General features: G+C 71.4%; 23 protein-coding genes and 1 pseudogene. 10 read left to right on the top strand and 14 right to left on the bottom strand.

Annotation, left to right across the window (positions count from 1 at the left end; all coding sequences use genetic code 11):
- Positions 1 to 36: 36 nt before the first annotated feature.
- A complete protein-coding gene (locus OHS59_RS04655) occupies positions 37 to 423 on the bottom strand; it encodes a TOBE domain-containing protein (RefSeq protein ID WP_328492108.1) in 387 nt (128 codons plus the stop codon).
- Between the two features lie 138 nt (positions 424 to 561).
- Between OHS59_RS04655 and OHS59_RS04650 the strand changes: the two genes are divergently transcribed.
- A complete protein-coding gene (locus OHS59_RS04650; protein WP_328492107.1) occupies positions 562 to 1,038 on the top strand; it encodes a molybdopterin-dependent oxidoreductase in 477 nt (158 codons plus the stop codon).
- Positions 1,039 to 1,375: 337 nt separating this feature from the next.
- Positions 1,376 to 1,900: pseudogene (locus OHS59_RS04645) on the top strand (NAD(P)-dependent oxidoreductase); the annotation flags it as partial.
- Positions 1,901 to 1,986: 86 nt separating this feature from the next.
- Here OHS59_RS04645 and OHS59_RS04640 read toward each other — a convergent pair.
- Both OHS59_RS04640 and OHS59_RS04635 read right to left on the bottom strand, forming a co-directional pair.
- Positions 1,987 to 2,379 (bottom strand): TOBE domain-containing protein, encoded by a 393-nt coding sequence (locus OHS59_RS04640; RefSeq protein WP_328492106.1) that lies wholly within the window; start codon positions 2,377 to 2,379, stop codon positions 1,987 to 1,989.
- A 94-nt stretch (positions 2,380 to 2,473) separates the two neighbouring features.
- Positions 2,474 to 3,862 carry a glycoside hydrolase family 43 protein gene (locus OHS59_RS04635; RefSeq protein ID WP_328492105.1) on the bottom strand — a complete coding sequence of 463 codons (1,389 nt, stop codon included), beginning with the start codon at positions 3,860 to 3,862 and terminating at the stop codon, positions 2,474 to 2,476.
- Between the two features lie 430 nt (positions 3,863 to 4,292).
- Here OHS59_RS04635 and OHS59_RS04630 point away from each other — a divergent pair, with 430 nt between their 5' ends.
- The 3 genes from OHS59_RS04630 (at position 4,293) to OHS59_RS04620 (ending at position 7,385) form a co-directional block, all read left to right on the top strand.
- The gene (locus OHS59_RS04630; protein WP_328492104.1) at positions 4,293 to 5,165 is read left to right on the top strand and encodes an SDR family oxidoreductase; all 873 of its coding nucleotides are present in this window, start codon (positions 4,293 to 4,295) and stop codon (positions 5,163 to 5,165) included.
- An 86-nt stretch (positions 5,166 to 5,251) separates the two neighbouring features.
- Complete coding sequence (locus OHS59_RS04625; protein WP_328492103.1) at positions 5,252 to 5,728, top strand: SRPBCC family protein; 477 nt, start codon at positions 5,252 to 5,254, stop codon at positions 5,726 to 5,728.
- A 22-nt stretch (positions 5,729 to 5,750) separates the two neighbouring features.
- The gene (locus OHS59_RS04620; RefSeq protein WP_328492102.1) at positions 5,751 to 7,385 is read left to right on the top strand and encodes a phytoene desaturase family protein; all 1,635 of its coding nucleotides are present in this window, start codon (positions 5,751 to 5,753) and stop codon (positions 7,383 to 7,385) included.
- A gap of 9 nt (positions 7,386 to 7,394) precedes the next feature.
- On the opposite strand, the gene OHS59_RS04615 is transcribed toward OHS59_RS04620, so the two are convergent.
- Complete coding sequence (locus tag OHS59_RS04615; protein ID WP_328492101.1) at positions 7,395 to 8,567, bottom strand: PucR family transcriptional regulator; 1,173 nt, start codon at positions 8,565 to 8,567, stop codon at positions 7,395 to 7,397.
- 253 nt (positions 8,568 to 8,820) lie between these two features.
- Here OHS59_RS04615 and OHS59_RS04610 point away from each other — a divergent pair, with 253 nt between their 5' ends.
- The gene (locus OHS59_RS04610; protein WP_328492100.1) at positions 8,821 to 10,614 is read left to right on the top strand and encodes an FAD-binding dehydrogenase; all 1,794 of its coding nucleotides are present in this window, start codon (positions 8,821 to 8,823) and stop codon (positions 10,612 to 10,614) included.
- Positions 10,615 to 10,626: 12 nt separating this feature from the next.
- On the opposite strand, the gene OHS59_RS04605 is transcribed toward OHS59_RS04610, so the two are convergent.
- The 3 genes from OHS59_RS04605 to OHS59_RS04595 are packed head-to-tail and all read right to left on the bottom strand — an operon-like array spanning position 10,627 to position 13,647.
- Positions 10,627 to 11,643, bottom strand: a complete 1,017-nt coding sequence (locus tag OHS59_RS04605; RefSeq protein WP_328492099.1) for an ABC transporter substrate-binding protein — start codon at positions 11,641 to 11,643, stop codon at positions 10,627 to 10,629.
- Positions 11,644 to 11,694: 51 nt separating this feature from the next.
- Positions 11,695 to 12,462 carry an ABC transporter ATP-binding protein gene (locus OHS59_RS04600; protein ID WP_328492098.1) on the bottom strand — a complete coding sequence of 256 codons (768 nt, stop codon included), beginning with the start codon at positions 12,460 to 12,462 and terminating at the stop codon, positions 11,695 to 11,697.
- Positions 12,463 to 12,516: 54 nt separating this feature from the next.
- Entirely contained in the window at positions 12,517 to 13,647 is a 1,131-nt protein-coding gene (locus OHS59_RS04595; RefSeq protein ID WP_443061380.1) for a FecCD family ABC transporter permease, read from the bottom strand.
- 383 nt (positions 13,648 to 14,030) lie between these two features.
- Between OHS59_RS04595 and OHS59_RS04590 the strand changes: the two genes are divergently transcribed.
- Entirely contained in the window at positions 14,031 to 14,480 is a 450-nt protein-coding gene (locus tag OHS59_RS04590; RefSeq protein WP_328492096.1) for a DUF6069 family protein, read from the top strand.
- Here OHS59_RS04590 and OHS59_RS04585 read toward each other — a convergent pair.
- The 6 genes from OHS59_RS04585 to OHS59_RS04560 form a co-directional block, all read right to left on the bottom strand.
- On the bottom strand, positions 14,437 to 15,471 hold the full coding sequence (locus tag OHS59_RS04585; protein ID WP_328492095.1) for a fumarylacetoacetate hydrolase family protein: 1,035 nt from the start codon (positions 15,469 to 15,471) through the stop codon (positions 14,437 to 14,439). The two genes, OHS59_RS04590 and OHS59_RS04585, sit on opposite strands and share 44 nt — an antisense overlap.
- Positions 15,472 to 15,481: 10 nt before the next feature.
- Positions 15,482 to 16,420 carry a VOC family protein gene (locus tag OHS59_RS04580; RefSeq protein ID WP_328492094.1) on the bottom strand — a complete coding sequence of 313 codons (939 nt, stop codon included), beginning with the start codon at positions 16,418 to 16,420 and terminating at the stop codon, positions 15,482 to 15,484.
- A gap of 22 nt (positions 16,421 to 16,442) precedes the next feature.
- Positions 16,443 to 17,510: an amidohydrolase family protein gene (locus OHS59_RS04575; RefSeq protein WP_328492093.1), complete on the bottom strand. Its 1,068-nt coding sequence runs from the start codon at positions 17,508 to 17,510 to the stop codon at positions 16,443 to 16,445.
- A complete protein-coding gene (locus OHS59_RS04570; protein ID WP_328492092.1) occupies positions 17,507 to 18,637 on the bottom strand; it encodes an FAD-dependent oxidoreductase in 1,131 nt (376 codons plus the stop codon). The genes OHS59_RS04575 and OHS59_RS04570 overlap by 4 nt, the downstream gene beginning before the upstream one ends.
- 89 nt (positions 18,638 to 18,726) lie before the next feature.
- Positions 18,727 to 19,710 carry a cyclase family protein gene (locus OHS59_RS04565; protein ID WP_328492091.1) on the bottom strand — a complete coding sequence of 328 codons (984 nt, stop codon included), beginning with the start codon at positions 19,708 to 19,710 and terminating at the stop codon, positions 18,727 to 18,729.
- Positions 19,707 to 20,708 carry a fumarylacetoacetate hydrolase family protein gene (locus tag OHS59_RS04560; protein ID WP_328492090.1) on the bottom strand — a complete coding sequence of 334 codons (1,002 nt, stop codon included), beginning with the start codon at positions 20,706 to 20,708 and terminating at the stop codon, positions 19,707 to 19,709. The genes OHS59_RS04565 and OHS59_RS04560 overlap by 4 nt, the downstream gene beginning before the upstream one ends.
- Before the next feature lie 128 nt (positions 20,709 to 20,836).
- Here OHS59_RS04560 and OHS59_RS04555 point away from each other — a divergent pair, with 128 nt between their 5' ends.
- Entirely contained in the window at positions 20,837 to 21,745 is a 909-nt protein-coding gene (locus OHS59_RS04555; RefSeq protein WP_328492089.1) for a LysR family transcriptional regulator, read from the top strand.
- Between the two features lie 139 nt (positions 21,746 to 21,884).
- On the opposite strand, the gene OHS59_RS04550 is transcribed toward OHS59_RS04555, so the two are convergent.
- Positions 21,885 to 22,610, bottom strand: a complete 726-nt coding sequence (locus tag OHS59_RS04550; RefSeq protein ID WP_328492088.1) for a FadR/GntR family transcriptional regulator — start codon at positions 22,608 to 22,610, stop codon at positions 21,885 to 21,887.
- Positions 22,611 to 22,849: 239 nt separating this feature from the next.
- On the opposite strand from OHS59_RS04550, the gene OHS59_RS04545 reads away from it, so the two are divergent.
- Both OHS59_RS04545 and OHS59_RS04540 read left to right on the top strand, forming a co-directional pair.
- Positions 22,850 to 24,091, top strand: a complete 1,242-nt coding sequence (locus OHS59_RS04545) for an aminotransferase class V-fold PLP-dependent enzyme (RefSeq protein ID WP_328492087.1) — start codon at positions 22,850 to 22,852, stop codon at positions 24,089 to 24,091.
- Positions 24,092 to 24,175: 84 nt separating this feature from the next.
- Positions 24,176 to 25,480 carry an ABC transporter substrate-binding protein gene (locus OHS59_RS04540; RefSeq protein ID WP_328492086.1) on the top strand — a complete coding sequence of 435 codons (1,305 nt, stop codon included), beginning with the start codon at positions 24,176 to 24,178 and terminating at the stop codon, positions 25,478 to 25,480.
- The last annotated feature ends 1 nt before the right edge of the window (position 25,481 follow it).

Here is a 25,481-nt window from a genome sequence, read left to right as displayed (position 1 = left end):
TGACGGACACAATCATCTGTGGTCCTGACGGACCGTCTACGGTCTTTCGACGACCAAGTCGGTCGACTTGATCACGGCAACCGCCGGGACACCGGGCTCCAGCCTCAACTCCTCGGCCGACTCACGGCTGACCAGCGCCACCACCCGGAACGGCCCGGCCTGGATCTCCACCTGCGCCGACACATCGCCGAGCAGCACGTCGGTGACGATGCCCGAGAGGCGGTTGCGGGCCGAGGATCCGGTCGGCTCCCGCTCCGCCCGGTGAACCTGCCGGGCATAGGCCGCGAGGGCCGTACCGGGAATGATCCGGCGGCCCTGCTCGTCGCGTTCGGCGGTGAGCCGCCCGCCGTCGACAAGGCGCCGCACGGTGTCGGCGCTGACACCGAGCAAGGTGGCGGCGTCCCCGATCCGGTAGGTGTGCACGCGTAGATGATACTGCCGCAGATGCGAGGGGAAAGGCTCCTGTCGCTTCGCACAAGCAGGAACAGTGATCGGCGAGGGTGGCATGTGCGTTTGCACGGGAGGTGCGTCCGGGTACGGTTGTCCGGGAGGTGGTAGCCCGTGAGTCAGTCCTTCGCAGTCACCGGTACGGCCGCCGGCCCGGTGGCGGAGCTCGCCCTCACCGGAGATCTGACCCGTCCGGCCCGGCTGACGGTGCCCGACCTGCTCGCCTGGCCCCAGCACGAGGCCGCGGTCAGCTTCGAGTGCGCGACCAGCGGCATCCAGCGCCATCGCTTCACCGGACCGCTGCTGCACGAGGTGCTGATGGCGGCCGGTCCCGGATTCGACCCCGCCCGCCGCAAGGAACGCCTGCGCTTCCTGATCGCGGTGTCCGGCAGGGACGGCCATCACGCGCTGCTGACCTGGGCGGAGATCGACCCCGACTTCGGCCGCGCACCCGTCCTGCTCGCGGCCACCGTGGACGACAGCCCGCTCGACGCCACGGGACCACAGCTGGTGCTGCCTCAGGACCGCTGCGGCGCCCGGCACATCAGCGGCATCAGCGCGATCCGCGTGGACGGCGGCTACACCTTGTGAGCTGGGTCGAACCGACGGGCGTCCTCGTCGTCCAGCACCTGCCCCACGAGGGCCCGTACGCCATCGGTGCCGCGCTGGCGGCGGTGGGGCTGCCGGTGCGCGTGTGCCGGACCTGGGCGGGGGACCCGGTGCCCGAGTCACCCGCCGGGCCGGCCGCGCCGGTGGTGACGGGCGGGCCCATGGCCGCGTACTACGACTCCCCGGCCTTCGCGACCCGCACGGCCGAACTGTCGCTGCTGCGGGCCGCGTTGGACGCCGAGGTCCTCGTCCTCGGTGTGTGTCTCGGCGCGCGACTGCCGGCCGTGGCGGCGGGCGGCACCGCCCGTCCGGGCACGAGCCGGCAGATCGGCTGCTGCACCACACCGACCGCCACCGGCTCCCCGGCACGGTCGAACGCGAGCTGGGTCCGACCTTCCACGAGAGCGCGGCCGACATGGTCCCGCACTGCGACGTCGTCACCATCAACGCGCCGCTGCACCCGGAGACGGAAGGACTCTTCGGAGACGAGCTACTGGGCCAAATGAAGCGCGGCGCGTACCTCGTCAACACGGCACGGGCGAAGATCGCCGACCGGGACGCCGTCGACCGGGCCCTGCGCAGCGGCAGGCTGGCCGGCTACGCGGGCGATGTCCGGTACCCGCAGCCCGCCCCCACCGACCACCCTTGGCGCACCATGCCGCACCACGGCATGACCCCGCACATCTCGGGCTCCTCGCTCTCCGCGCAGGCCCGCTACGCGGCGGGCACCCGCGAGATCCTGGAGTCCTGGCTCGCGGGCCGCCCGATCCGCGAGGAGTACCTGATCGTGGACGGCGGCGCACTGGCGGGAGCGGGCGCGCACTCGTACTCGGTCACCAAGTGACGGATCGCTCGGACCGCTCGCGCCGGGGCTGACCGGCGGAGGCCACCCCCGGGACCCCTGGGTCCACTGGACCCTCTGGCCCGCTCTCAGGTCCGGTCGATGTGCACGCTCGTCGACTTGACCCGGGCGGTGGCCTCCACCCCGACCTCAAGACCCAGCTCCTCCACGGCCTCCCGCGTCAGCAGCGACACCAGCCGGTGCGGCCCGGCCTGGATCTCCACCTGGGCGGCGACATCACCGAGCTTCACAGCCGTGACGATGCCGGGAAAGGCGTTACGGACGGAGGTGTACGAGGCCTCCTCCTCGTCGCCGCCCTTGGCCAGTTCGACGGAGAAGGCGGCCAGATCCTTGCCGTCGATGAGGCGTCGCCCGCCCTCGTCCCGGTGCGTGACCATCCGGCCCGCGTCCGCCCAGCGCCGCGCGGTGTCCGGGCTCACCCCGAGCAGACGCGCCGCCTGGCCGATCGTGTATGACTGCATACGCGCCAAGATAGGCGATCATCGTCGGCTCGTATGCGACTCGCCGGGTGGTGGATACCCGCCTCGCCGCCGGCTCAGTACCCGACGCGCCGGCTCAGTACCCGGCGCGGAACGTCGCGTCCTGCCGCTCCGTGGCCGTGGAGACCGGATCGATGCGCAGCACGTAGTTCGAGTGCCGGATGTGACGCGTGGGGTTGTTGTACGAGCGGAACGACGCCCAGGAGGAGTCGGCGAGGCCCGCCGTACGGTAGAAGGTCGCGTCGGCCGCGAACGTCGACGTGCCGTCGTTGACGTCGAGTTGGAGCGCGTAGTTGTAGTGCCGCAGATAGCGGGTGGGGTGGCTGACCGACTGGAAGGAGACACCGGAGCTGTCGGCCAGGCCCGGGACGAGCTTCCACTGCGAGTCGGTGTACAGGTCGAAGGGGTAGGCGTCGACGCGGGCGGCGTAGTTGGCGTGCCGGACGTAACGGTCCGGGTAGTTGTACGACTTGAGCCGGTTCCAGGCCGGGGCGCCCCACTTGGCGAGCAGGTTGTTGTACTCGGTCGTGGTGATCGTCGCGATGCCGCAGTGCTTGGAGTTGACCGGCTGGGTGTAGGTCTTCTGGTCGAGCGCGGTCCAGGTGCCGGAAGCCAGGTTGGTGGACTGCCAGGCGTAGAAGACACCGTTGGGTGTGTAGGTGTCTCCCCACAGGTACCAGGTGTTCGACGTCAGTGACTTGACCACGGTCGGGGCCTCGGTGCCGCCGTGCGCGACACCCGCGCCGAACTCGGTGAAGCTGCCCGGGGTGAGGGAGGTGGACCGCGCGGCCACCAGTGTCTGGTTCTTCTTGAAGAAGAGGTAGTTGTAGCCGTTCACGCCGACGGCCATGTCACCGTCGATGACGTCGTAGCCGGGGTCGAAGAACACCTGCGGGGCGGACGCGGTCACGAAGTCGCCGGTGTAGTTCACCATGATCACGTTGTGGCCGCTGGAGTCGACCGAGGAGTAGATGACCGCGTACTGACCCCGGCCGGCGTCCCAGAACGCCTCGGGTGCCCAGCTGTGGGTGGTCATGTCGTGGAGCTTGAGGCGGCGGTAGCCGGTGAAGGTGCGCAGGTCGGCGGAGTCCCAGACATGGATGTACTGGCTGTTGTAGCTCCAGTCGGTGCCCTTGAGGTCGGTGGCGATGACGACGAAGGTGCCGTCCTGCTTGCGCATGAGGAACGGGTCGCGCAGACCGAGGGCGCCCGCCGTGGGGGTGACCAGGGGGTTGTTCTGGTTGAGCGGCGTCCAGTTGAGCGCGTCGGTGCTGACGGCGAGATGGAGCCCGTAGTCGGTGCCGGGGCCGAGGCTGGTCGACTCGGTGAAGTAGCACATCACGTAGGCCGAGTCCGCAGCGTGGGCGGTACCGGCGCCGAGGGTCAGCACGCCGGACACGGCCAGTGGAGCGGTGGCGGCCATGCCGAGGAAGAGGCGTCGGGACGGCTGGGGTCTTGCGCTCATGGGGGTCTCCAAGCGGGTGCGGGCGTGACGAAGGACCCCGGCGGATGCCGTGGGTCGATATTTCGAACGCGGTTCGGGAGATCGATCAGAAATTAGAGTCCAGCCCGGAGCTCGTCAATGACTCTGACGAGGCCACTGAGTTCCCTGATGTCGCCGCGCCCCGTCTCGACCGCGGGACTGCGACACCGGCCCGCCCGCGCAAGGGGCACGGGGAACCGCACGATCAGCCACGGCCGGCCCGCGGCCGACACACGACCCGACAAGGCGGGACGCCGGGGGGAGCATCGCCCCCGAGGCGGCCCACGATGTGCCCCTCACCGAATCGTGGTCCGATGGAAACGGGCGACCCCGCCCGCATCCGGATACCGCCGCCACCGGGAATCGTCCCCGACGACTCGGGGCCGGCAAGAGCCCGCACGAAGGGAGACCCGTGGAACACGATCCGCTGCGTGGCCGCACTGTGGTGGTGACCGGGGCCGCCCGGGGAGTGGGCGCCGCCCTGGCCCGGGACCTGGCCCGTCGTGGCGCCCGGCTCGCGCTCCTGGGGCACGAGAAACCGGCCCTGGACGCCCTGGCGGCCGAACTGCCGACCCCGTCGGCCGGCTGGGAGGTCGACGTCACCGACGACGCCGGTATGGCCGACGTCGCCCGGGACGTACGCGGGACGCTCGGAAAGCCGTCCGTGGTGATCGCCAACGCGGGCATCGCCGAGGGCGGCCCCTTCGTCGAGTCGGACGCGGCGTCCTGGCGCCGGGTGATCGACGTCAATCTGACCGGCAGCGCGATCACCGCGCGCGCCTTCCTGCCGGACCTGGTGGACACGGCGGGCTACTACTTGCAGGTCGCCTCGCTGGCCTCGATCGGCGCGTCGCCGATGATGAGCGCCTACTGCGCCTCCAAGGCGGGCGTGGAGGCCTTCGCCCACTCCCTGCGGGCCGAGGTGGCGCATCAGGGTGTCGCGGTGGGGATCGCCTACCTCAACTGGACCGACACCGACATGATCCGCGACGCCGACCAGCACGCCGTGCTGCGGGAACTGCGGGGCCACATGCCGCCGCCCGCCCGCCGCGTCTTTCCGGTGGAGTACGTCGCGGCCCGTCTCGCGCGGGCCGTCGAGCGGCGCCGCACCTCGGTGTACGTGCCCCGCTGGCTCCTCGCCGCCCAACTGGGCCGTGCCGCGTTGCCGCCGGTCGTGATGCGCGTGTCACGCCGGGCCCTGCCCCGGCTGGCCGCCCGGGAGCCCTTCCGCCCCACCGGTCTGCTCGGCGCGGGCGGCCGCGCGGACGGTCCCGGAGACACCTGAGGCGCGTCACTCGGTTGAACCCCCGATGCGGGGGGACTCGGGACCGATCACTCCGCACGAGCACATGCGAGACCAGGGAGGCAGCGGTGGCCGTACGCCACAGGCTCATCAAGAAGAGTCCACGCGAGGTGTGGGCCGTCCTGGCCGACGGCACCCGGTACGCGGACTGGGTGGTGGGTACCGCGTCCTCGTACCCCGTGCGCGGTCAGTGGCCGCAGGTGGACTCCGCCATCGGCTACGAGGTGCGGGCCGGGTTCTGGACCCTGCGCAACGAGTCGGTCGTACGGGCCTGCGTGGAGGGGCGCGAGCTGGAACTGGAAGCGATCGCGGGTCCCCTCGGCACGGCTCGTATCGCCATCGAACTGCGGCCCTGGGGCGAGTACACGCTCGTGATCATCGACGAGCATCCGCTGCAGGGCGCCGGCGGCGTCATGCACAACGTGGCCGTCGAGGGACTCATCCAGCTGCGGCACCGGGCCATGCTCAAGCGGCTGGCCGACGTGTGCGAGGAGAACGGGCAGGGCCGGTCACAGCCCGTCCGCACGAAGACGAGGTCCGCGTGACCGGGCGGGACGGGAGGCGGCCATGCCGGACGCGGTAGTGATCGGAGCCGGCCCCAACGGGCTGGTCGCCGCCAACCTCCTGGCCGACGAGGGCTGGAGCGTCGAGGTCCTGGAGGAACAGGACGAGCCCGGCGGCGCCGTCCGGCACGACCACGGGGTCGACCCGGACTTCACGAACGACCTCTTCAGCTCGTTCTATCCGCTGGCCGCCGCCTCGCCCGTCCTTTCCGGACTGCACCTGGAGCGGTACGGGCTGCGGTGGAGCCATGCGCCGCACGTGCTGGCCCACCCGCTGTCCGACGGCCGCTGCGCCGTGCTCGGACGGAACGTCGACGACACCGCCGCGTCCCTGGACGTCTTCGCCGACGGCGACGGCGACGCCTGGCGCGAGCTGCACCGGATCTGGGACCGGCTACGTCCCGATTTGCTGGAAGCGCTGTTCACGCCCTTCCCGCCGGTGCGTGCCGGCGCCCGCCTCGGCCTGCGCCTGCGGACCGCAGGAGGGCTGCGCCTGGCCCGCTCGATGGTGCTGCCGGTACGACGCCTCGGCGAGGAGGAGTTCCGCGGAGAGGGCGGCAGGCTGCTGCTGGCGGGCAACGCGCTGCACGCCGACCTCGCTCCCGAGGCCGCGGGGAGCGGCGGCTTCGGCTGGCTGATGTCGATGCTGGGCCAGACGTACGGATTCCCCGTTCCCGTCGGTGGTTCGGGTGCCCTCATCGACGCGCTGACACGGCGGCTGCGGGAGCGCGGCGGTGTCCTGCGGTGCGGGGAACGGGTGAGCCGCGTCGTCGTCCGGCAGGGGCGGGCCGTGGCGGTGCGCACGGCGTCCGGTGAGACGGTGTCCGCCGGCCGTGCCGTACTCGCGGACGTGTCGGCCCCCGCCCTGTACGGCGAGTTGGTCGACAGCGCCGATCTCCCGCCCCGGGTGCTGGCCGACCTGCGCCGGTTCCAGTGGGACTTCGCCACCTTCAAGGTCGACTGGGCCCTCGACGGCTCCGTACCGTGGCAGGCCCCCGAGGCCGCGGGCGCGGGCACCGTGCACCTGGCGGACGGCGTCGACGAGCTGACCCGGTTCGCGGCACAGATCGCCATGGGGCAGGTACCGGACCGGCCGTTCGCGCTGTTCGGGCAGATGACGACCGCCGATCCGACCCGGTCGCCCGAGGGCACCGAGTCGGCGTGGGCCTACACCCACGTCCCGCACCGCATCAAGGGTGACGCCGGTGACGACGGACTGACCGGTACCTGGGACGCGAAGGAGCAGGAGCTCATGGCCGACCGGGTCGAGCGCCAGGTCGAGCGCTTCGCGCCCGGATTCCGTGCCCTGATCAGGGCACGGCGCATCCTGGCCCCGCCCACCCTCCAGGCGCTCGACGCCAACCTGCACGGGGGTGCCATCAACGGCGGCACCACGGCCCTGCACCAGCAGCTCTTCTTCCGGCCCGTGCCGGGCACCGGACGCCCGGAGACACCCGTCAAGAACCTCTACCTGGCATCGGCCTCCGCGCACCCGGGAGGCGGTGTGCACGGGGCCCCGGGCTCCAACGCCGCCCGCGCCGCGCTGCGCAGGAACCTCCCCGACGGCCTGACCCGCGCCCAGCGCCTGCTGGCCCGCCGCGACCGCAAGGGGGACCGCGATCCCGAACTCGACGGCTGAGCCCGGTGATCACAGCGGCTCGGGGTCCTGTCGCAGCCACGTGGTCAGGGCCCACCACCAGTTCAGGGTGCTCAGTGGTTCGGGGAGCGGCCCGGACGCGAGGTCGGTCAGTGCGTGGCCGGTGATCTGCTGGAGGCGGCCGAGCCGGTAGCGGACGGTGTTGGGGTGAGTGAACAGGGCCGTCGCGGTCTGGTCGAGACGCCGGCCGTTGTCGAGGAACGTCAGCGCCGTGACCGCGAGTTGGCGGTGAAAGGCGTCCGACTCGTCGAGTGAGCCGAGGAGTCGGGCGCTCAGATGCGCGCCCAGCAGCGGCTGGTCGGCGAGGGCGATCTCGGCGGCGAGGTCGGTCAGTTCGTACAGACCCTGACGCCCCTGCCGTACACCGATGTCCACGGCCCGGACACAGAGCCGGTACAGCGGGCGGATCTCCTCCAGTCGAGCGGCCGGTGAGACCACGACCAGCGCCGACGCGCCCGCTTCCCCGATCCCGGGCATCCGTCCGCTCAGGCCGGCCAGCCGTCCCTCGATCAGTCCGGACACCGCGCCGAGCCCGGAGAGCCGGTCCGTGAGAAGGCGCACGGCCGCGGGGTTGCCGGCGTCCGCGACGACGCAGTGGTGCGGTCCGCCGCCCGGCCGCATCCCGGCCCCGGCCATCTCCAGCGGGGACGGGACGACTCCGCCGACCAGCAGCCTCCGGAGCACGTTCGTGCGGACCTCGACGCTCTCGTGCGGGGTGGCCCGCTCCGCGGCGCGGTAGCCGTTGATCACATGGCGTTCGACCGCGGCGCCGTACTCGTTGAGGCGCAGGACGACGCCGAGCAGCGTGCTGTCCGGCACTCCCGCCGCCCGGCAGCGGTCGACGGTGATCTCCAATGCCCGGCTCAGCCCGGCCTGAACCCCTCGCAGCACCGCGGTCATCGCCACACCCTGGCCCGCGCGGTCGGCCCCCAGCAACAGGGCTGCCGTGAAGTCCTGTTGCTCGACCCGGTCGAAGGTGGCGAACCACTCACCGGCGGCGCGGATCATGGCGGTGACGTGGGAGCGGCTCTCCGCCTCGGTGAGCCGGGCGACCTCGGGGGAGTGGGCCCGGGCCGCGCGGACGAGCTCGCCGCACACATCGTTGTCGACGGCCATCGTCCGCAGGATCTCGGTGACCGGCTCGCGTTCGTGGACGACAGTCATGAGTCCGTTCTCCGTCCGCTATCCGGCCGTTGGCGGGCCGTTGTCCGTCCGCGCTGTCGCCGGGACACAACGAAGCCGCCCGCATGTTGGTGTCCGGCCACTACCACATTGATGTGACAACCTGATTCCCTGTGGGCTACCGACGGTAACAGCGCAGCTGTCCCAGCGGCATCCCCAGCGACACCCCCGGTGTCTCCCGCTCCCTCCACCGTTCGCCCCTCGCATCTCCTCCGTCTCCTCCGGAAGGCAGTCCATGGAGAACTCCCCAGCCCTGGCCGCGATCACACGGCGCCGCGCCCTGACGGCGGCGGGCGGCGCACTCGCCGCCACCGCCCTCGCGCAGGCGACGGCGCCTGCCTTCGCCGCCTCGGCCGCGTCCTCGGACGCGGACGCGATCGTCGTCGGAGGCGGGCTCGCCGGCCTGGTCGCCACGGCGGAGCTGGCCGCGGCGGGCCGCAAGGTACTGCTCCTCGACCAGGAACCGGCGACGAATCTCGGCGGCCAGGCGTTCTGGTCCTTCGGCGGCCTGTTCCTCGTCGACTCCGACGAGCAGCGGCTGATGGGCATCAAGGACTCCCAGGAACTGGCCTGGCAGGACTGGCTGGGCACGGCCGGCTTCGACCGAGGCATCACCGACAGGTCGGGCCAGGACCACTGGGCCTACAAGTGGGCCGAGGCGTACGTCGACTTCGCCTCCGGGGAGAAGCGCTCCTGGCTCGCGGGTCTGGGCGTGCAGTGGTTCCCGATCGTCGGCTGGGCGGAGCGCGGCGGCGGCCTCGCGGACGGACACGGCAACTCGGTGCCGCGCTTCCACGTCACCTGGGGCACGGGTCCCGCGGTCGTCGAACCGTTCGAGAAGAAGGTGCGTGCCGCGGTCGCGGACGGGAAGGTCACCTTCAAGTTCCGGCACCGCGTCGACGGCCTCGTCACGACCGGCGGAGCCGTCACCGGCGTCCGGGGCGCCGTTCTCGAGCCGAGCGACGCGGCCCGGGGCAAGCCCAGTTCCCGCACGGTCGTCGGCGAGTTCGAGCTGCGCGCCCCGGTCGTCATCGTCACCTCCGGCGGCATCGGCGCCAACCACGACCTCGTACGGCAGAACTGGCCGGCCCGGCTCGGCACCCCGCCCAAGACCATGATCACCGGAGTTCCGGCCCATGTGGACGGCCGGATGCTCGCGATCACCGAGAAGGCCGGCGGCCGGATCGTCAACCCCGACCGCATGTGGCACTACACCGAGGGCCTCAGGAACTACGACCCCATCTGGCCGGGGCACGGCATCCGCATCCTGCCGGGCCCGTCGTCCATGTGGTTCGACGCCACCGGCAAACGCTTCGGCGCGCCCGACATGCCCGGCTACGACACCCTCCACACCCTCAAGTCGATCACCGCTTCCGGATACGACTACTCGTGGTTCGTCACCACCCAGAAGATCATCGCCAAGGAGTTCGCGCTCTCCGGCTCCGAGCAGAACCCGGACCTCACCGAGAAGAACATCTGGAAGCTCCTCTCGCGCATCTGGCAGACCCCCGAGCCGATCGAGAAGTTCAAGAAGAACGGCGTGGACTTCGTCGTCGCCACCTCCCTGTCGGAACTCGTCCGCGGCATGAACAAGCTGACCGGCGACGGCCTGATCGACCTGGCCGACCTGCAACGCCAGATCGACGCCCGTGACCGGGAGATGGACAACCCGTACACCAAGGACCTCCAGGTCATGGGCATCCGCAACGCCCTCGCCTACCCCGGGGACAGCATCAGCCGCACGGCCGCCGCCCACAAGATCATGGACTCGAGTGCCGGGCCGCTCATCGCCGTTCGCCTCAACATCCTGACCCGCAAGACCCTCGGCGGCCTCCAGACCGACCTCTCCGGCCGGGTCCTGAACGCGACCGGTACGCCGGTGCCCGGCCTGTACGCGGCCGGTGAGGTCTCCGGGTTCGGAGGCGGCGGCGTCCACGGATACCGCTCCCTGGAGGGCACGTTCCTCGGCGGCTGCCTCTTCTCGGGCCGCGCGGCGGGACGGGCGGCGGCCCAGGCCACCGGGACCTGAGCCGAGCGTCCACTATGAGTCCTGGTCCTGAGCCACCGTCCGCAGGTAGGTACCCAGGCGGGCGATCGCCGACGGGTTGCGGGGGCTCTCGACCAGGTCGACGTAGTCGAGGACGAAGATCCGCTTGTGCCTGACGGCGGAGACGTTGCGCAGGGGAGCGTAGGAGAGCAGGAACTTCCTCTTCCGCTCGGCGCTCACGTCACCGTAGTCGCAGATCACGATGACGTCCGGGTCACGCTCGACGACGGTCTCCCAGCCGACGGTGGTCCAGGAGTCCTCGATGTCGTGCGTGACATTGACCCCGCCGGCCCTGTCGATGATCTCCTCGGGGGCGGCGTAACGGCCGGAGGTGAAGGGCTGGTCCTGGCCGCTGTCGTAGAGGAAGACCTCGGGCTTCTCCTTCGGGGCCTTGTCCTCGACCTCGGCGATCTGCTCGCGGAAACCGGCGATCAGCGTGGCCGCCCTCTTCTCCACCCCGAAGAGCTTCCCGAGGTTGGTGAGGTCGGTGTAGAGCGCCTCCAGCGGCGGCATGATGCCTCGCGAGGACTCCGTACGGCCGTTGCGGCAGGACTCGGTGAGGACGTACGAGGGGACACCGAGCTTGCGCAGGGCGTCGGGGGTGAATCCGCCGTCCTCGCGGAAGCCGTAGTTCCAGCCCGCGAAGACGAGGTCGGCGCGTGCGTCGAGGACGTTCTCCTTGGTGAGCTGGTCCTTCGAGATCCACTTGACCTCGTCGTAGCCGTCCTTCCACGGCACGGAGGTCAGATCGCCCTTGTCGTCGGGCATGGCGAACCCGGCCATGCGGTCCTCCAGACCGAGCGCGAACATCAGCTCGGTGATACCGACGTCGTTGGTGACCACCCGCCGGGGGACCTTTTCGTACGTGACCTTCCGGCCGCAGTTGGTGAGCGTGACCGAGGAGGACTTGGTGCCTTGGGACCCGGACTCGGACTTCTCGACCGTGGCGCCGCAGCCCGAGAGGGCGGCGGTCGCGGCGAGGCAGAGGGCGGCGGAGAGCAGCTTGCGCATGAACGTCCTTACGGGAGAGGCCTTCAGGGGTGGGTCCTACCGGGGTGGGTCTCACGCGGTGGGCGGGAGGAGGTCGAAGAGAAGCTGGACGGCGCCGGTCTCCGGATGCCGTACGGGGTGCGCGCGGACGCCGAACACCTCGGCGAGCAGCTCCGGCCGCAGTACGTCGTGGGGCGGCCCGGAGGCGATGACCCGGCCCCGCGAGATCACGTACAGCAGATCGCAGTGGGAGGCGGCCAGGTTGAGGTCGTGCAGGGCCGCCAGCACGGTCGGGCCGCTGCCCCGGACCAGGGACAGGACGTCCAACTGGTGCGCGATGTCGAGGTGGTTGGTGGGTTCGTCGAGTACGAGGACTCGCGGCTGCTGGGCGAGGGCGCGGGCGATGAGCACGCGCTGCCTCTCGCCGCCGGACAGGGCGAGGAAGCCCCGGTCGGCCAGGTGGGCCACCCCGGTCCGCGCCATGGCGTCGGCGCAGATCTCCCGGTCCGCCGCGGCCGTCCGGCCACGGTGGGGCAGCCGCCCCATGGCGATCACCTCGGTGACCGTGAAGTCGAACTCCGCCGTCGACTCCTGCGGCAGCGCGGCCAGCACCCGCGCGGTGGCCCTGGGGTCCATGGCGTGTACGTCGTCCCCGTCGAGCCGCACCACACCGCCGGCCGGGCGCAGCGCCCGGTACACACAGCGCAGCAGCGTCGACTTGCCGCTGCCGTTCGGACCGACGAGCCCGACGAAGGCCCCGCTCGCCACGGCGAGTTGGATGTCGTCGACCAGCCGGGTCCCGGCCATCTCGACCGTGACACCCTCCAGATCAAGCCGCATGAATCCTCCTGGTGCCGGACCCGGTGCCCGGCGGAATGGAGAGGGCGGTTGCCATCAGCGGCCCCCGAACGCGTAACCGCCGCGGCGCATCAGCAGCAGGAAGGCGGGCACCCCGACGACCGCGGTGATCACCCCGACGGGCAGTTCGGCGGGGGCGAGCAGCAGCCGGGACAGCAGATCGGCCCACACCAGCAGAACGGCTCCGGCGAGCGGTGCCACGGCCAGCACCCGGCGGTGATCGGCGCCCACCATCATCCGTACGACATGCGGCACCATCAGTCCGACGAACCCGATGGCCCCGCTGACGGCCACCACCGTCCCGGTGACGGCGGCGGTGACGAGGAACAACTCCCGGCGCAGCCGCCCCGGTTGAACTCCGAGCGCGGCGGAGGTCTCGTCACCCATGGCGAGCGCGTCGATCGACTCGGCCCGCCACCGCAGCCACGCCCACCCGGCCGCCACGGTCATGGCGGCCAGTGGCACCTGGGCCCAGGTCGCCCCGCCCAGACTCCCCAGCAGCCACATCATCGCCGAGCGGGCGGCCTCGCCCCGGGCCGCGCCGAACACCATCACCGTGGTGATCGCCTCGAAGCCGTACGCCAGTGCCGTGCCGGTCAGGATCAGCCGCAGCGGAGTGAGTCCGTGCGCCGACCGGGCCGCCGCGTACACGAGGGCCATCGCGGCGAGGGCCGAGGCGAACGCCGACACCGACAGCGCCCACACGCCGAGACCCGCGAACGCCCCCAGCAGGATCACGGCGTTGGCACCCACCGCGGCACCCGAGGAGATGCCCAGCACGAAGGGATCGGCGAGCGCGTTGCGGACCATCGCCTGCACCGCCACACCGACGGCGGCGAGCCCCGCCCCGACGACCGCGCCGAGCACCACACGCGGCAGCCGGATCTCCCACACGATGGTGTACGAGGCCACGTCGCGGGTGCCGATGCCACCGCCGGTGACCCCGGCCCACAGGAACCGGAAGACGTCCGCCCAGCCGATCCCGGCGGCCCCGAGCCCGACGCCGCACACCAGCGACACGAGCAGCAGCAGGGCCAGCCCGAGAACGAGCCAGGGCACGGGTGTCCGGGTCCGGTCCGGTCGGGAGGTCTTGGCGGGACGCGAGATCTTGGTCGGACTTCGGCGCACGGTCGGGCGGTCCTTCGGATGGGGCCGCCTGGTGAACATCCATCAGGAGACGGCCCCGTACAGCCGTGACCGGCCGTGCGGTCCCCTCTCGCAGTCCACGGCGAGCAGTCGACGGGTCGCGCCACCCACGGGCGATCGGACTCGCGCGGGGACCACCAGGTCCCCACGCACACCGTTGCGGGTCAGCGCCGGACTCTCACCGGACTTCCCCCGCGGGAGGCCCCGGGAGCGTAACAAACCGCCGTGGAGGGGTGGGACGGCGGAGGGTGGGACGCAAGTGCGCGCGGCCGGCGGACGGGCCTGGACCTGCCGTCTTCCGACGGCGGAAAACGTCTGCCCGACGACCGCTCAGTTTCCGGCCGTATCCCGGTCTGACTCTGTGAAAGGCAATCAGCCACGAACGACCGACAGGAGAACCAGCCATGAGCGCCACCACACCTCAGAGCCAGACCACCGCCCGGTCCCTCGCCACGCGTCCCGTGTGGCAGGTCGGGGTGGTGGCGGTCCTCGCGGGCGCCGTCGTGACCGAAGCCTTCGCGCTCGCCGCACGGGGTTCCGGAGTACCGATGGACGCGGCAAGTCCGGGGGCCACCGAGGCCGCCGAGATCCCGGTGGGAGGCTTCGCCGGGGGCGTGCTGTTCTGGGCGGTCGTCGGGGTCGTCCTCGCCATGGCCCTCGCCCGCTGGGCCGAGCGGCCCGCGCGGACGTTCGTGGTGACGACCGTCGCGCTGACCGCGCTGTCCCTGGTGGGCCCCGCCGTCGCCCCGCACACCGCCACGTCCACGCAGGTCGTCCTCGCCGTGTCCCATGTGGTGGCCGCCGCCGTGATCATTCCCCTGCTGGCGCGGCGCCTCTCCCACCGACGGGCGTGACCGTGCCCGCCCCCGGCCGCTCCCGACCTCGTCGGCGAGCGGCCGGCAGGGGTACGGGATCGGCGCCCGGGACGACGGTGTTGGTGAGCGTGCCGATGCCCTCGACGGTGAGGGTGACCGTGTCCCCGGGCCTCAGCGGTGGCGGGTCCTGTGCGCCGCGCAGGCCCCACAGTTCGGCGAGGCAGCCGCCGTTGCCGCAGGTCCCGGAGCCGAGGACGTCACCCGGTACGACCCGGGTGCCGCGGGAGGCGTACGCGGTCATCTCCTCGAAGGTCCAGCTCATGTTGGACAGCAGGTCCTCGCCGACCACCCTGCCGTTGATCTCGGCGGTCAGGGCCAGGCGCAGGAAGCCCTCGTCGTCCCGGTACCGCTCCAGTTCGTCGGCGGTGACGAGGTACGGGCCGAGGGTGGTCGCGGTGTCCTTGCCCTTGCACGGTCCGAGCCCGACCCTCATCTCCGCGGACTGCAGGTCGCGGGCGGACCAGTCGTCGAGGACGGTGTAGCCGACGATGTGGTCGCGGGCCTGCGCGGGCGTGAGGTCCTGTCCCTCCCGTCCGACGACGGCCCCCACTTCGAGTTCGAAGTCCAGGGCGGCCGACCCGGGCGGCACGGGCACGCCGTCGCCGGGCCCGTACACCGCATGGGGGTTGGTGAAGTAGAACGTCGGTGCCGCGTACCACTGCCCGGGGACGCCCGAGGCGCCGTCGACCGAGCGGCGTACACCTTCGACGTGCTCCTCGAAGGTGACGAAGTCCCTCACGGATGCGGGCCGGAGGGGAGACAGCAGCCGCACCTGGGAGACATGGGGGCCCGGCGGGACGTCGAGGGCCGCCGCGCCGGCTTCGAGCAGCCCGGGAAGGCCGTCGGTCTCCGCGAGCAGCGCGGTCAGCGAGTGGACACCGGGCAGCGGGAAGAGGGTGCCGTCCTCCTCCACGACGGCCACGCGACCGCGGTGTCGCTGCTCACGGGTCCTGTACGTGGCGAAACGCATGGCGGGCTCCTCAGACGGGCGGGGCGACGAACACGCCGCGGTCGGGGTCGTTGAAGGACTCCTTGGCGACGAACTCGTTCATGGGGTTGGCCGTACCCCACTGGTCGGTCACCTCGGGGCGCGAGAAGTCGTAGACGTGCGGATGCCAATTGTCCTCGTCCAGCACCTCCAACTCCGTCGTGTACTCGACCGTGTTGCCGTGCGGGTCGAGGAAGTAGGTGAAGGTGTTGTCCCCCGCCATGTGCCTGCCCGGACCCCAGATCTTCTGGAAGCCCGCCCGCATGACACGGCCCGAGCCGCGCATGTACTCGTCGATGCCGCGCATCTCGAAGGAGACGTGGTGCAGGGCGGTGTGCGGGCCCTTGGCCAGGGCCATGGAGTGGTGCTGGTTGCTGATCCGCATGAAGTGCATGACCTCGCCCATGTGCGGCGAGCTGAGCGTGTCGGAGAGCCGGAAGCCCAGGTGGCGCTCGTACCACTCCCGGGTGCGGTCGAGATCGGGGGAGTTGAGGACCACGTGCGACAGCTTGACGGGGATGGCCTCCTTCTCCTCGATACGGCGGTGCCGGCGCACCTCGACGTCCGCGGAGACCTCGATGGTGCGGCCGTCGACGTCGAAGAAGCGGAAGCCGTAACCGCCGCCGGGGGTGTCGACCTTGCCCGGCCGGGTTATCAACCGCACGCCACCGGCGAGAAGTCGTTCGGCGAGGGTGTCGACGTCCGCCGGGCTCGCGGCCCCGTAGGAGACGAGGTCGAGGCGCTTCTCCTCGGCCTTGCGCAGCCGCACGACGTACTGCTCCGGGGAGCCCTCGGCGGCCAGGAAGGAGACACCGGAGTCCTCGGCGACCGTGGTCAGGCCCCAGACACCGGAGTAGAAGTCGAGCTGCTTGTCGTAGTCGGGCACGGCGAGGTCGACGTGCCGCAGATGGGTGAGCGGTCGTGCGCTCATGAGTCCTCCTCGGGCGGAGCGTTCAGGCGGGGTCGTGTGCGGGCGCGATGTGGAGCAGGGCGGCGGCGTTTGCACCGCGTACGGCGTCGAAGTCGGCCTCGGTCAGATGTGCCGCGCGCAGGGCGGCGACCGGGTCCTCGGTGCCCATGTCGAAGGGGAAGTCGGAGCCCAGCAGGACCCGGTCCGCCCCGGCGACGCGGACCAACTCCCGCAGGACGTACGGGTCGTGGACCAGCGAGTCGAAGTACAGCCGCCGCAGATAGCTGCTCGGCGGCCGCGCGCAGCCGGCGCCCGCGTCGGAGCGGGTCGCCCAGGCGTGGTCGGAGCGGCCGATATGGGTGGGCAGGTAGCCGCCGCCGTGGGCCGCGAGCACCTTCAGACCGGGGTGGCGGTCCAGTACGCCGGAGAAGATCAGGTGGGAGAGGGCGACGGCGTTCTCGGTGGGCTGGCCCACGGTGTTGGACAGGTACCACCGGTCCAGGCGCTCGTCGAGCGTGCACCCGAAGGGATGCAGGAAGACGACCGCGCCGGTCTCCGCCGCCCGGGCCCAGAAGGGCTCGTACGCCGGATCGGACAGCTCCCGCCCGGGGGCGTGGCTTGACATCTCCACCCCGGCCAGTCCCAGTCCCAGGGCGTGGTCGAGAGCGGGCACGAGGCGGTCCGGATGCTGGAGCGGTACGAGCCCGAGGCCGCGCAGCCGGTCGGGTGCGGCCGAACAGTGCGCCGCCGTCGCCTCGTCGGCGAGCCGGTACACCTTTTCGGCAGTCTCCTCGTCCGCCCAGTAGTGGTAGTGCGAGGGGGAGGGGCTGACCAGTTGGATGTCCACGCCCTGGCTGTCCATCACGGCCAGACGCACGGCAGGGTCCGTCAGCCTGGGGACACGTTCGCGCACCATCGGCCCGCTGACCGCGAGGGCGTCGGGGCCGTTGCGGCGGGCGTCCAGCGCCCTGGCCTCGTCGAGCCCCGGCAGACCGGCCACCAGCGCCTCCACCTCGGGCAGCAGGACGTGGGCGTGCACGTCCACGGTCGGGACGGGGCGGGCGTCGGCGACCGACGCGGGGCGGCCGACGGACGACGGGCGGGCGGTCACGGCAGCTCCCGCAGCATCGTCATGGTGCGGGTCATCAGACCGGGCACATCGGCGTCACGCACCCCGTCGAGCTGCCACCGGCCGATCTGCACGGAGGCCTCCACGACCGGGCGCACCCGGGCGATCCGCCGCTCGTAGTACGCCTGGAACAGCGCGTCGTCCCACTCGTCGGACCCGGTGAGCGACTGCGCGAGCACCCACGCGTCCTCCAGGGACAGTGCGGCGCCCTGCGCGAGGGTGGGCGGACAGCAGTGCGCCGCGTCGCCGATCAGCACGACCCGGCCACGGTGCCAGGACCCCTCGACCAACAGCCGCTCGAACCAGGTGTAGTTGACCTGCGCCGGATCCGTGATGTGCTCGGTGATCTCCGGCCAGAAGCCGCCGTACGCGGAAGCCAGGCGCCGCATCTCGTCGGCGTGGGACCCGGCCGGTATCGAGGCGCGCTCGCGGTTGGCCTCGACGACATAGGCGTACAGGGTGCTGTCGCTGGTGGGGCAGTAACCGGCGATGTGGGCCGGGCCGCCGTAGGCGAGGTCGGTGCGGGTCAGACCCGCCGGGCGCGGGGCGGCGATCCGCCAGATGGCCATGCCGGTCGGTTCGGGCTTGTCGGCGATGCCGATAGCGGCGCGGGTGGCGGAGCCGAGGCCGTCCGCGGCGATCACCAGGTCGTAGCGGCCCTCGGAGCCGTCGTCGAAGCGGACACCGACACCGTCCGCGTCCTGGTCCACGATGTCGGCGGTGATGCCGAGGCGGACCGCGGCGCCACTGGCCCGTACGGCCCCGATCAGGATCCGCTGCAGCCGGGGCCGCTGCATACCGACGGTGGCGGGCAGATCGTCGCCGCCGGTGCGCAGGTCGTCCTGCACGTGCAGGACGGTGCCGTCGGGGGCGGTGATGCCGACCGAACCGAAGCCGAAACCGGCGGCCTCCACCTCCTCCCAGACACCCAACTCCCGCAGCACGCGCAGGGCGTTGCCCTGGAGGGTGATGCCGGAACCGGCGGTGGCGTTCCAGTCGTTCCTGGCCTCGATCAGGTCCACCGCGAGGCCGGCGCGGCGCAGCAGGATCGTCACGGCGTTGCCGGCCGCGCCACCGCCGATCACCAGGACCGTACGGGCTCTGCTCATGGGGGAACTCCCTTGTTCCTGAGTCTTGTTGATCGGTCCGCTGGACCGGACCACTCGACCGGTCCGTTCGACCGGTCCGTTCGGCCGGACTACTTGACGGCGATCGGGTTGACGGGGGAGCCGACCGCGCCGGTGATGGGCAGGGGCGCTGCGGTGAGCCAGAACTCGTACACGCCGTCGGCCGCGCAGTCCTTCGCGAGCGCGTCCAGGTCCCACATCTCGCCGATCAGCAGGCCTATGTGGGGGATGGCCACCTGGTGCAGCGGCTGGAAGGCGTGCTCGAACTCGTTGGGCCGTACCTCGAAGCCCCAGGTGTCGGTGGCGATCGCCGCGATCTCGCTGCCGTGCAGCCAGCCGGCCGTGGTGAAGGACAGGCCGGGCGCGGGACCGCCGGCGTAGTCGCCCCAGCCGTCGCGGCGGGCCCGGGCGAGCTGGCCGGTGCGCACGAGCACGATGTCGCCGCGGCCGACCGCGACCCCCTGGGCCTCGGCGGTCGCGGCCAGGTGCTCCTCGGTGACGGCGAACCCGTCGGGCAACTCGCCGTCCGCGTGACCTGAGTCCGCTCTGCCGATCGTGCGGCCGACGTCCAGGAGTACGCCCCGCCCGGCGACGTGCGACGCCATGTGCTCGATGCCGGTCACCAGGTCGCCGTCGGAGGTCACGACCTTCTCCGCCGGGCGCCCGTTCCACGCCTTGCCGTGGTCGAAGATGTGCCCGAGCCCGTCCCACTGGGTGGAGCACTGCAGCGGCATGGCGATCACGTCGTCGGCGCCGCCGATGCCGTGCGGGAAGCCCTGGTTGCCGAGGGCGGCGTCGGTACCGGTGTCCAGCATGGTGTGCACCGGGTTGGTGCGCCGCCGCCAGCCCTTCTGCGGGCCGTCCATGTCGAACCGCTGGGAGAGGGAGAAGCTGACACCCCGCCGCACCAGCGCGGCACCCTCGCGGCGCTTGGCCTCGTCCAGATGGTTCAGTGTGCCGAGCACATCGTCCTCGCCCCAACGGCCCCAGTTCGAAAACGACTTGGCGGCTCGCGCGATCGCGCCCCCGGGGTCGGAGCGGTCGTGCGGTGTCATCGCGTCACCTCCGCCACGCAGCGGGTGCGCTGGGCGCCGAGGCCGGTCACGGAGGCGTCCATGACGTCGCCGTCGCGCAGCAGCCGCCCCCAGTGCATGCCGTTGCCCGCCGGGGAACCGGTCAACACCAGGTCACCGGGCAGGAGTTCGGCGGACTGGGAGGCGTACGACACCAGACGCGCGACGTCGAAGATCATGTCCTTGGTGGACTCGTCCTGCATGCTCTCGCCGTTCAGCCTGAGTACGAGACGCAGGTCGCCCGGGTCCGTGACCGACTCGGCGGGCACGAGCCAGGGGCCGAGCGGGGTGAAGCCGGGGGCGTTCTTGCTGCGCAGCCAGTCGGTGCCGATCTGCGGCATGTCCCGGCGGAAGACGGTGGCCCGGTCGGTGAGGTCGTTGGCGATCGTGTATCCGGCGACGTGGTCCAGCGCCTCCTCGACGGACACCCGATGGGCGGGCCGGCCGATCACGGCAGCCAACTCCAGCTCCCAGTCCGGCTTCTCGGCCCATGCGGGCAGCACGACATCGTCGTACGGGCCGGTGATCGCGCTCGGCAGCCCGATGAAGACGTACGGCAGGTCCCCGGCCGCCCGCCGGTCCATGATCTCGGCGGCTTCGGCGCGCCGCTCCTCCTCGGGGCGGTCGTCGGCCGGGTCGAGGTGCGCGACATGCAGATCGATGACGTGCTGCCGGTAGTTGGCACCGGACTGGAACACCTGGCGCGGCTCGACGGGGGCGTGCACCCGGAAGTCCGCCAGCGGCCCGTCCCCGGGGCCGTCGTCGGCGGCCAGCGCCGACAGCCGCCCGAGCGCCGTGTCCCAGTCCGCCAGGAGCGAGCGGACGGTCAGGTGCTCGTCGCCGAAGGCGGCCCTGAGGTCGAGCACCCGGGCGTCGGCCGTGACGAGGGCGGGGAAGGCCGGCCCGTCGGGGGTCGAGAGGGTGGCGAGGGCGAAGCGTCCGGCGAAGAGAGCGGACGCGGCTTCGGGTTTCACGGACATGTCCTCCTGATTGCGGTGTGACCAATCTGGACCCGCCACCTACGATCAGGGAAATAGATTCCGTGGATGATCGCCATCCATGAGATTTATTCGCCCCAGGTCAGCGCCGCGCAGCTGGAGGAACCGCCGTGAATCTGGCCCGTCTCGACCTCAACCTCGTCGTAGCCCTGCGCGCCCTGCTGGAGGAACGCAACGTCACCCGCGCCGGGCAGCGCGTCGGGCTGAGCCAGCCGGCCATGAGCGCGGCCCTGGCCCGGCTGCGCCGTCACTTCGACGACGACCTGCTCGCCCGGGTCGGCGCCCACTACGAACTCACCGCCCTCGGCCAGGTCCTCCTCGACCGCACCTCCACCGCCTACGACCTGCTGGAACGCCTCTTCGCCAGCCAGGCCCACTTCGACCCGGCCAGGGAGAGCCGCGAGTTCAGGCTCCTGGCCTCCGACTACGCCGTCGCCGTGTTCGGCACCGAACTGGCCCGTGTCGTGCACGAGGAGGCCCCCGGTATCCGGCTGCGCTTCAGCCAGACACCGCCCACGGTGGTCGACGACACCGCCACCCTGCTCAGCGCCACCGACGGCCTGCTCATGCCGCACGGCGTCATCAGCGACTTCCCGGCCACCGACCTGTACGGGGACAGCTGGGTCTTCATCGTGTCCGAGGACCATCCCGGCGTCGGCGACCGGCTCACCCGCGCGGACCTGGCCCGGCTGCCCTGGGTCACCTACCAGCGCACCTACGACTCCCCGGCCGTACGCCAGCTCGGCATGCTCGGGATCGAGCCACACGTCGAAGTCTCCGTCGACAGCTTCCAGTTGCTGCCGCTGCTGGTCGCGGGCACCCGGCGCGTCGCGCTGGTCCAGGCGCGCCTCGCCCGGCTCCTGGCCCCGCTCGCCGGCGTACGCGTGGTGACCCCGCCGTACGAGGCGGTGCCGCTGCGCGAGGCACTGTGGTGGCATCCCGTCCACACCCACGACGCGGCCCACATCTGGCTGCGCGACACGGCGGCACGGATCGGCAGACACATGACCGAGTCCTGATCCCGCCCCGACCCCGGAGCGGGCGCCCCCTGCGGGGCGGCAGCCCCGTCAGGGGCGCGGGGAACGGCACGAGCAACCGCGACGCACCCGCGGCCCCCCGGGCCCCAAGCCCCCCGGCAGCGCACCCGCCCTGCAGCCCTCAGCCCGGCAGGGCCCCGGCATCGACCCCGTCGTCATCCCGTTCCTCCACGGGCGGAGTGAACGCCCGCAACCACCGCTCGGTCTGCGCGACATGCGCCTCGGCCGCCCCGGCCGCGGCGCCCGGGTCGCGGTCGGCGATCGCGGTCGCCAGCACCCGGTGGTCCGCGTCGCTCTTGCGCCGCAGCTCAGGCCCCTCGGGCAGCGTGAAGATCTGGTACTTGCGGGACCGGGCCCGGAAGACCGCGAGCAGCGAGGCCAGCGTGGGATTCTCGGCGGCCCGAGCGATCTCGGCGTGGAAGCGGTGGTCGAGGTCCGAGGCCTCGCTGGGGTCCTCGGTGGCCTCCATGGCCTCGATGAGCGAGAAGAGCGACTTCACCGTCTCCGGGGTCCGCCGGGCGGCGGCCTTGGCCGCGACATGCGCCTCCAGCACCCGCCGGATCTCGTACACCTCCAACAGGCCCGCCAGCGGCAGGAGTTCGAGGGTCAGCGAGAGGCTGCCGATGATGTCCTCCGGCCTGAGCTGGGACACGTAGGTCCCCGAGCCGTGCCGTGGCTCGACCACACCCAGGGCCGAGAGCATCCGGACGGCCTCCCGCAGCGGGCCCCGCGAGACACCGAGCTCCTCGCCGAGCTCGGCCTCGGGCGGAATGCGTTCTCCCGGCCCGAGCCGCCCCGTCGCGATCATGTGACGCAGGCCGTGGAACGCCCTGTCGACTGCGGACATCCGTTTCCTCCCGTGGCGGGCCGGTGGCGGCACCGTAGCCCCCGGGCACTCTAGCGACTCGAAGTCGTCAGATGTCTCCGATGTATCGACCGAAAGTCATCTGATGACTATCGCTGCAGACCCCTTGCGTGGCGCAAAAATGCCGTGCAGGATGCCGAGTCATCATACGTGTCCCGCCCAGCGTCAGATGTCTACGGTCTGATGCGGGCGGACATCGGGTTCGGTAGAAGTGGAGTGATGTGAGCGAGACCGAGGTCACCACAGCCCCGCGCCCGTTGCTGCTGGCAGACGGTCGGCCCGCTGCCCGGGCGTGGTCGCTGGACCCCGTCATGAAGCACCTGAACCACGGCTCGTTCGGGGCGGTCCCCCTGGTGGCCCAGGAGCGGCAGAACGAGTTCCGCGCCGAGATGGACAGCTCGCCGGTGGTGTGGTTTCCGGCCCTTCCGCAGCGGATCGCCGCCACCAGGGTCGACCTCGCGGCCTTCCTGCGGGTCGCCCCCGACGACGTGGCCCTGGTGCCGAACGCGAGCGCCGGCATCAGCGTCGTGTACGCCTCCCTCCAGCGCCGCCGCGGTGGCGGGATCGTCGTCACCGATCACGGCTACGGCGCCGTGACCATGGGCGCCGAACGCCTCGCCCGGCGCTGGGGCGGCGAGGTGCGCACGGCCCGCATACCGCTGGACGCGAGCGAGGAGCAGGCGTACGAGGCCGTGGTCGCCGCCCTCGACGAGGACACGGACCTGATCGTCATCGACCAGATCACCTCCGCGACCGCGCGCAGGCTCCCGGTGGAGCTGATCGGCGCCGAGGCCAGGCGGCGCGGAATCCCCCTGCTGGTGGACGGCGCGCACGCCCCCGGTCTGATCGAGGCCCCGCTGGAGGGCCTGGCCTGCGACTTCTGGGTCGGCAACCTGCACAAGTGGGGCTGCACGCCACGCGGCACCGCCACGCTGGTCGCCCGAGGCGAGCTGCGCGAGGAGCTCTACCCTCTGATCGACTCGTGGGGCGCCGCCGACCCGTATCCCGACCGCTTCGACCAGCAGGGCACGATCGACGCCACCGGCTATCTCGCGGCACCGACGGCCCTGGACTTCGTCGAGGGCACCTGGGGCTGGGACACCGCCCGCCGGTACATGGACGAGCTGGCCGGCTACGGCGAGCGCGTCATCGGCGCCGCCTTCGCCGAACTGAGCGGCGTCACCGGCACCGTCGACGTGGGCATGCCGGTCCCGGGCATGCGGCTGGTACGGCTGCCGGACGGCCTGGCGGGCAGCCGAGTCGAGGCCGACGCGCTGCGCGACCGGGCCGCCCGCGAACTCGGCGTGGAGGCGGCCTTCACCAGCTTCGACGGCATCGGCTACATGCGGCTGTCCGCACACGTCTACAACACCGCGGCCGACTACGAGTACTTCGCCGAGGACTGCGTTCCCCTCCTCGGCCGATGGGCCCGCGCGGCCCGCGAACAACCCGGCGTGTCGTAGGCGCGGCCCGGCACCCGCACCATGCCCCCGCGCTCTCCGTAACGCCCCGTCCCCAGCACAGCAGCACAGAAAGAGGTCGGCACGATGAGAAGAAGGACGGCAGTTCTCGCCCTCGGCACCGCCGCCACGATGGTCCTGACCGGCTGTAGCAGCATGAGCGGCTCGCAGGCCGACGGCACGGTCACCCTCAACATGGTGGAGAGCCTGACCAACCCCGCTCGCACGGACCTGATCAAGGGCCTCATAGCGGACTTCCAGCAGCAGAACCCCAAGATCAAGGTCAACCTGATCTCGCCGCCCACCGAGCAGGCCGACCAGAAGATCCAGCAGATGCTCCAGTCCGGCAGCGGGGTCGACACCCTCGAAGTGCGGGACACCACCGTCGGACCCTGGTCGAACAACGGCTGGATCTACGACATGAAGAAGGACCTCACCGGCTGGAAGGGCTGGGAGGCGATGACGGAGAACGCCGTCAAGGCATCCCAGGACGCCAAGGGCAAGACGTACTTCGTCCCTTACGGCTTCTACGGCCTGAGCGTCTTCTACCGCACCGACCTGATCAAGGAGGCCGGCTTCAGCAAGCCGCCGGCCAGCTGGGACGAACTCCTTGAACAGGCCTCGGCCATCCATGACCCGGGCAAGCGCAAGTACGGGTACGCCTTCCGCGGCGGAGCCAACGCACAGGGCAACGCGACCGCCATCATCGAGGCGTACGTCGCCGACGAGATCGACCCCGCCGACGGCTTCAAGCTGAAGGACGGCAAGACGATCTTCTCCGCGCCCGAGGCGCTCGACGCCATGCAGACCTACCTCAAGCTCTTCAAGGAGGCGTCCCCGAAGTCGTCCGTCTCCTGGGGCTACCCGGAGATGGTCGAGGGCTTCTCCAACGGCTCCACGGCCTTCCTGCTGCAGGACCCCGAGGTGATCGCCACCGTCTCGGAGTCCAAGTCCATCAAGAAGGACCAGTGGAGCACCGCCCCGCTGGTGGCAGGCCCCAGCGGCAAGACCGTACAGCCGCTCGCCACCGCCGGATGGGGCGTCGCGAAGGGCAGCAAGCACAAGAAGGAAGCGGTCAAGCTGGTCGAGTTCCTCTCCGAGGGCAAGGCGTCGACGAGCTTCACCAAGAAGAACAGCCTGGTGCCGATCCTCAAGTCGGCCGCCGAGGACCCGTTCTACAAGACCGGCCCCTGGTCCAGCTACGTCACCATGACGGAGAACCCGGACACCTACCTCAACGTCAGCCAGCCGCGCGGTGTCGCCTGGTGGGCCGAGTGGCAGCAGAAGGCCGACGCCGACATCCAGAAGATGGTCCTCGGCAAGACGACGCCCAAGGAACTGCTGGCCGGCTGGGACACGTACTGGACCGAGAAGCGGCAGCAGGAGAACTAGC

The sequence above is a fragment of the Streptomyces sp. NBC_00414 genome (genome assembly GCF_036038375.1).
GTDB lineage: Bacteria > Actinomycetota > Actinomycetes > Streptomycetales > Streptomycetaceae > Streptomyces.
Note: the sequence above shows the minus strand (reverse complement) of the source record. Positions and strands in the feature narration are given on the sequence as shown.